The sequence below is a fragment of the Bacillus sp. DB-2 genome, assembly GCF_003315125.1.
GTDB lineage: Bacteria > Bacillota > Bacilli > Bacillales > Bacillaceae_G > Bacillus_A > Bacillus_A mycoides.
Genome location: NZ_QNRN01000012.1, coordinates 193,869 through 200,914 on the forward strand (window position 1 = coordinate 193,869; position 7,046 = coordinate 200,914).

The following is a 7,046-nucleotide window of genomic DNA, read 5'->3' on the forward strand; positions in this document are numbered from 1 at the left end:
AAAAACCCCTTCGCAACTGAAGGGGTTTTTCTGTTCGACATATGTATTATGCGAAAATGAATCAAACATACTACATAAAGAATAGAAGAGAACGCTGCTAAACAACCATTTTTGTTTGGATCGAAACAAAAAATAGTCTATAGAACATAAATATTTATTCATGAATATAAAAATTAAAATTTAAGGTAGATAGGACGGGAAAATGAAAAAGATTATTAAAGTTGAAGCAGTAGAAAAACATTTTGGAAATCAAGTGATTATCCCCCCTCTTTCTTTAGATATTAAAGAAGGAGAATTTTTAACAATTTTAGGACCGAGTGGTTGCGGGAAAACGACTTTACTTCGTATGATCGCAGGATTTGAAACCCCAACTAAAGGGAATCTTTTATTAGATGATGAAAAGATTAACGATTTGCCGCCATACAAGCGTCATATGAATTTAGTGTTCCAACATTACGCACTATTCCCACATATGAATGTTGAAAAAAATATTTGTTTCGGTATGAAAATGCAAAAAGTATCAGCAGCAGAACAGAAAGAACGTGCGGAAGAGGCAATGCGTTTAACGCAGTTACTTGAGTTCCGTAATCGTAAACCTTCGAAGCTTTCTGGTGGACAGCAGCAGCGTGTAGCAATTGCAAGAGCAATTGTAAACAACCCACGTGTATTACTATTAGATGAGCCACTTGGAGCGCTTGACTTTAAGTTAAGAAAAGATTTGCAACGTGAATTGAAAAACTTACAACGTAATTTAGGAATTACATTCATATATGTAACGCACGATCAAGAAGAAGCGATGAGTATGAGTGATCGTATTGTCGTTATGAATAAAGGGCATATCGAACAAGTCGGCACGCCTAAAGAAATTTACAATAAGCCGAAAACATTGTTTGTTGCGACGTTCATCGGTGAAAATAATATCGTGAAAAATGGGGAAAACTACGTAGCAGTTCGCCCTGAACATGTAAAAGTTCGCTCGGTTGAAGAGCCAATTTTAAAAGAATACCATCTTGGACATATTGAAGATATTGAATTTGTTGGAAATATGGAAAAGCTATATGTACGTGAGGAGAAAACAGCGGAATTACTAATGGCATACCAAACTGCTGAAGAAGCAACGCAGTGGAGCATTGGAGATAATGTATATGTAGGCTGGGAGCAAGAGGACGAGGTGACCTTAAATTGAAGAAAGGGAAATTACTCGCATTACCTACAGTCGTATGGCTGTTACTCTTCTTCCTAATTCCACTTCTGTTCGTATTAGCATTTGCCTTCATGCAGCGCGGAGCATACGGGACAGTGGAAATGAAATTTACATTAGATAACATAGCACGTGTGTTTGATCCATTATATATGGGGACATTATGGGAAACAGTGAAGATAGCTGTTATTACGACAGTACTATGTTTATTAATCGGTTATCCATTCGCCTATACAATTACAATTGTTGATCGTAAATATCGTTCTATCCTTCTATTATTGGCAACGATTCCGTTCTGGATTAACTTTCTTGTTCGTTCATACGCATGGATTGTTATTTTACGTTCACAAGGACTTGTAAACACATTGCTATTGAAACTAGGTATTATTAGTGAACCTTTAAATCTGTTATACAATACACCTTCTGTAATACTCGGAATGGTATATTCTTTATTACCATTTATGATTTTACCAGTGTATGCAGCAATTGAGCAGCTTGATAAGCGTAAGCTAGAGGCAGCTTATGATTTAGGAGCAACACCAGTAAAGGCATTTTGGAATGTAACAGTACCGATGACGATGTCAGGGATTACTACGGGTTCTATTTTAGTATTCGTTTCGTCTATCGGAATGTTTGTTGTATCAGACGTTATGGGTGGATCGAAAGTAGCATTAATCGGAAACGTAATTCAAAACCAATTCTTAGGTTCACGTGACTGGCCGTTTGGTTCCGCGTTATCTATGATTGTTGTTCTATTCTCTGTTCTGTTAATTTACTTATATTATCGTGCAACGAAAGTATATAAATATGATGGAAACGGAGGGGAATAGGCAAAAATGAAGAAGTTTTTAGTTTCTTATTCTTGGTTAATCTTATTGTTTTTGTATTTTCCAATGATGGTTTTAATGGTATATTCCTTCAATGATTCTCGCATTAATGCGGAATGGGAGGGCTTTACACTCCATTGGTATACAGATTTATTTCAAAAACAAGATGTTATTGATGCGTTTGTAAATAGTATTACGATTGCTCTTATAACGACAATTGTGACGACAGTTCTTGGTGTGATTTTTGCTATTGCAATACACCGTTACAAATATCGTTTTGAAGGGGCCATTAACGGTCTTGTATATTTACCAATTTTAATTCCTGATATTTTAATGGGATTATCTTTACTTATCCTATTTAGTCAATTAGGTATAGAACTTGGAAAAACAACAATTATTATTGCACACATTACATTCAGTATTTCATTTGTTGTTGTTATTTTAGCGGCACGTCTTTCTGGTATGGGACGTGATTTAGAAGAGGCTGCAAACGATTTAGGAGCAACGCCGTGGCAAACGTTTCGTTATGTAACGTTTCCAGCAATTGCACCAGGAGTTATTTCAGCCGCATTATTAACATTCACATTATCGATTGATGATTTTGTAATTAGTTTCTTCGTATCAGGACCAGGATCAACAACATTGCCATTATACATTTATAGTATGGTTAAGCGCGGAGTATCACCTGAAATTAATGCTCTTTCTACAATATTAATTGTTGTAATTGTAGGATTAATGGTGCTATCGGAAATCTTCCGTAATAAAGGTGCAGACGGTGAAGAAAACTCTGGAGGACACCTTCCTTTATAATACGAATGATATAGAAAGAACGAGGAGGTAATAAACCGATGAAATTAGTGAAGAGATTAGCTGGTATAGCAATTAGCTTCAGTCTTGCTGCAGGTGTACTTGCTGGTTGCGGTGAGAAAAAAGAAGAATTAAACATTTATAGCTGGGCTGACAATTTTGATGAGCAAGTTTTAAAAGATTTTGAAAAGAAATATAACGTGAAAATTAACTATGATAAATATGCAAGTAATGAAGAAATGCTTGCGAAATTACAAGCTGGTGGCGCGACATATGATTTAATTCAGCCATCTGATTACATGGTGAAAACGATGGCGAAGATGGACTTATTAGCGCCTTTAGATAAGAAGAACATCCCGAATATCGAGAACCTTGTTTCTAACTTTAAAACACCTGCGTTTGATCCAGAGAATAAGTATTCTCTAGTATATACTTGGGGTGTAACAGGCATTGCATACAATAAAAAGTATGTGAAAGAAGCACCTACAAGCTGGAATGATTTATGGAACGATAAATATAAAGGACATGTTACTTTATTAAATGATTCTCGTGAAGTATTAGGAATGGGACTTAAGAAAAATGGTTTCTCTAATAGTACAAAAGAGGATGCACAGTTAAAGACAGCGTCTAATGATTTACAGAAGCTACTTCCAAACTTATTAGCATTTGATACAGATAATATTAAACAAAAATTCATTACAGAAGATGCGTGGATCGGGACTGTATGGTCTGGAGACGCAGCATTTATCGCGAAAGATAACAAAGATGTAGGATACGTTGTACCAAAAGAAGGCGGCACAATTTGGGCTGACACGTTAGCGATTCCAAAAGGTGCGAAACATAAAGAACTTGCAGAGAAGTTTATGAATTACTTATTAGATGAAAAAGTAAGTGTGAAAAACTATGAGTCAATTGGTTACAGTAATCCAAATGAAAAAGCTCGTCCTCTTCATAGTAAAGAATATCGTGAAAACCACATGATTTTCTTAACGAAAGAAGAATTAGATCGTACAGAATGGCTTGTTGATGTAGACGATAAGTTAAAAGATTACGATCGTTACTGGACAGAGCTGAAAACAAAAGGTAAATAAGTAAGAAAATGCGGTTTCTAAAGTAGAAATCGCATTTTTTCATAAGTAGGAGGAAATCGTTTGAAGAAAAAGTTACATCGATATGAGTTCATGTGTATGATTTTATTACTTGCTTTATTCGGCATTATCGCTTGGAGAGTACAAGCAAGCGGAGTTACAGCAGTGGATACATATGCCCGAGAGATGGTAAAAGGATTACAAACAGAAAGCTCAATTACATTCTTCACATATTTTACAAAGTTAGGATCTGCAATTGGAGTTATAACGACACTAATTATAAGTTTGCTCGTTTTTTGGAAAAAACGTTATTATGCTGCTATGATCGTGTATCCAATGGCTATATTAACGACACATCTTGTTAATAAAGGGATAAAAGAAATTGTAAAAAGAGACCGTCCATCATTAAACGAGGCACTTGATGCACTTGGATATAGCTTCCCAAGTGGACATGCAATGCTATCTATTATGACATTTGGTTTTCTTGCCTATATCATTGCTGCCAATTTGAAGAGTGTAGCTGGGAAATATGGTATTACGATTTTGATGGGAATATTAATTATATTGATTGGATTAAGTAGAGTTATTTTAAATGTTCATTATCCGACTGATATTTTAGCTGGTTACTGCGCAAGTGGTATTTTGTTAATTATAGCAATTTATTGTCATCGTTTACTTACCGAGAGATTGGGACTTAATAACGAGAGATAGAAAAACGTCTAGAAAAACTAGTATTATAGTTTTTCTAGACGTTTTTTGTTTACGGGGAGATGTGATACAGTATAAATGACAAGTGAATTATATAAAGTAGGTGAAAATGTGTGAAGACAAATGTACATAAAATTGATAAGTGGGGGAAGTTAGGAACTTTTTTGTATCAATTTCGTTATACAGTAATTGTAGCATTACTACTACTTGCGATAGTGCTCGGTATTTTTGCTCCAAAACTTCCGGGAGTATTGGGCGGTGATGGTTTCCAAACAGAAGGGGATTATCAAAAGACGAAGGAAATTTTAGATAAAGATTTTAAGCAGTCTCAGGATACACTTTTACTCATTTTTGAGAAGAACAAGAATGCTACACATGAGGAGTTTCAAAAAGGTATAGAGGGAATTATAAAACATATTCAAGAGAAAGAAACGTATGAGTCTTTCCATCATCCGATAGAAAATAAAGTGATGCTACAAGATGATATCGGTTATGCGACGATTTTATTTTCCGGGAAAACAAATAAAGAACGAATGGAAAAGACATTACAATTTGCCGGAAAAATCGAGAAGGAAAGTAATAGCGTATTAAAAGTAACACCGACAGGATATCCGAAAATTAATCAAGAGATTAATGAAAGAACGCAAAATGATTTAAAAGTAGCAGAGATGATTGGATTACCTATTGCTTTTCTCGTACTATTATTCTCATTTGGTAGTCTGATTGCGTCTATTTTACCGATTGTAAATGGCGCGCTTAGTGTAATTAGTACGATGGGGATTTTATATTTTATAGGTAGTGATAAAGAGCTATCTATTTTCGTGTTAAATGTTGCGCCGATGATTGGGCTCGCATTATCAATTGATTTCGCACTGTTATTTGTAAATCGTTTCCGAGAGGAAGTTGCGAAGAGAACAGTGAAAGAAGCGATAGCGATTACGTATCAAACGGCAGGGCGTGCTATCGTATTTTCAGGGTTATGTGTATTCGTCGGTTTATCAGGCTTATTTTTCTTTAAGATAGATTATATTCAGTCTGTTGCTATTAGCGGGATGATTGTCGTTATTATGAGCATTTTGTTTTCGCTCACACTTCTTCCAGCGTTATTATCTTTAATTGGTAAAAGGATATTAAAAAAGAATCAGGCGGCGCCTACCCCATCAAATGTATGGCGTAAATTTGCACAGTTTGTAATGAAACATCCAATCGTCATGATTATTGTTGTTACAACATTTATTGTTATTTGTTTATTACCGCTACGTACAGCTAACTTGCAGTTTCCTGGTGTTGAAGCGTTACCTGAAAAGAGTGATACGAGAGTTGCATTTGAGAAGTATGAAGAAGCCTTTAATAAAACTGTCCAAACACACGCTGATGTTACATTAGTAGTAGAGACGAAGAAAAACATAACAGAAAAAGAAAGTTTACAAAAGATAGAGGCTGTTGTTCAAAAGTTAAAAGATGATAAGCAAGTATATAAGGTAAAAAGTGTATATGACGGGCTAAATGGAATGAAAGCAGATCAAGTTGCTGGAATATTGCAGTCGCCAGAAGCTGCGAAAATAGCTCCTGTATTTGAAGCGTATACGAAAGGAAATAAAACAACAATGGAAGTCTTTTTGGATACGAAGCCAAGTACAGAAACTGCAAAACAATGGGTTCGTGATTTCAAAAAGAATTATAAAGAAAATGATGTTACTTATTATTTGGGCGGTATGACAACGTTCCAGCAAGAGTTAGAAGATGAAATTAAAGATAAAGTTGCAATTGGTATGTCTGTTATATTTGGATCAACCTTTGTCATTTTATTATTCGCATTCCGCTCTATACTCATTCCAATTAAAGCTATTATTATGAACGTACTTAGTTTAAGTGCAACAATTGGAATTGTTATTTGGTTATTTGAAGGTGGCCATTTCGGATTAGAAGAGAGTTCAGTTTTATTTGTATTACCAATCTTTATTTTCGGCCTCGTATTTGGGCTTAGCATGGATTATGAAGTATTTCTTATTTCACGTATTCATGAGCTCTATGAAGAAACAGGAGATAACGATCAAGCAACGTTAGAAGGACTTGTATCGACAAGTAGAATCATTACGTCAGCTGCTTTAATTATGATTGTTGTTACCGGTGCGTTCGCCTTTACTGATATTTTACCAGTAAAGCAGATGGGGCTTGGGGTTGCATTAGCAATATTTCTTGATGCAACAATTATCCGTCTTATGCTCGTACCAAGTTTAATGAAATTGTTTGGGGATTGGAACTGGTGGCTACCATTTCGAAAGAAAAGAGAAAAATCATCATAAAAAAACTCATCTATATGAAGTGAACCCCGAAAACGGGACACCTATCAAAACACCTAAACCATCTGTTCCCTAAATTCTTTAGGGGATAGGTGGTTTAATTTTTCTTGAA

The 7,046-nt window shown here is 35.3% G+C and carries 6 protein-coding genes; all 6 read left to right on the forward strand.

Annotation, left to right across the window (positions count from 1 at the left end):
• The first annotated feature begins 202 nt into the window (after positions 1-202).
• The 6 genes from potA to DET63_RS20965 all read left to right on the forward strand — a co-directional run bounded on the left by potA (position 203) and on the right by DET63_RS20965 (position 6,937).
• The gene (gene potA / locus DET63_RS20940; RefSeq protein WP_113937745.1) at positions 203-1,186 is read left to right on the forward strand and encodes a spermidine/putrescine ABC transporter ATP-binding protein PotA; all 984 of its coding nucleotides are present in this window, start codon (positions 203-205) and stop codon (positions 1,184-1,186) included.
• On the forward strand, positions 1,183-2,031 hold the full coding sequence (gene potB, locus DET63_RS20945; protein ID WP_002126118.1) for a spermidine/putrescine ABC transporter permease PotB: 849 nt from the start codon (positions 1,183-1,185) through the stop codon (positions 2,029-2,031). The genes potA and potB overlap by 4 nt, the downstream gene beginning before the upstream one ends.
• Positions 2,032-2,037: 6 nt before the next feature.
• Positions 2,038-2,838 carry a spermidine/putrescine ABC transporter permease PotC gene (gene potC, locus DET63_RS20950; protein ID WP_002135065.1) on the forward strand — a complete coding sequence of 267 codons (801 nt, stop codon included), beginning with the start codon at positions 2,038-2,040 and terminating at the stop codon, positions 2,836-2,838.
• Between the two features lie 38 nt (positions 2,839-2,876).
• Complete coding sequence (potD, locus tag DET63_RS20955) at positions 2,877-3,926, forward strand: spermidine/putrescine ABC transporter substrate-binding protein PotD (protein WP_016093032.1); 1,050 nt, start codon at positions 2,877-2,879, stop codon at positions 3,924-3,926.
• A 60-nt stretch (positions 3,927-3,986) separates the two neighbouring features.
• Entirely contained in the window at positions 3,987-4,634 is a 648-nt protein-coding gene (locus DET63_RS20960; RefSeq protein ID WP_113937746.1) for a phosphatase PAP2 family protein, read from the forward strand.
• A 110-nt stretch (positions 4,635-4,744) separates the two neighbouring features.
• The gene (locus DET63_RS20965; RefSeq protein WP_113937747.1) at positions 4,745-6,937 is read left to right on the forward strand and encodes an MMPL family transporter; all 2,193 of its coding nucleotides are present in this window, start codon (positions 4,745-4,747) and stop codon (positions 6,935-6,937) included.
• Positions 6,938-7,046: the final 109 nt, after the last annotated feature.

Coding starts and splice junctions, on each gene's coding strand:
- potA (WP_113937745.1), top strand. CDS start 203: ATGAAAAAGATTATTAAAGTTGAAGCAGTAGAAAAACATTTTGGAAAT.
- potD (WP_016093032.1), top strand. CDS start 2,877: ATGAAATTAGTGAAGAGATTAGCTGGTATAGCAATTAGCTTCAGTCTT.
- potC (WP_002135065.1), top strand. CDS start 2,038: ATGAAGAAGTTTTTAGTTTCTTATTCTTGGTTAATCTTATTGTTTTTG.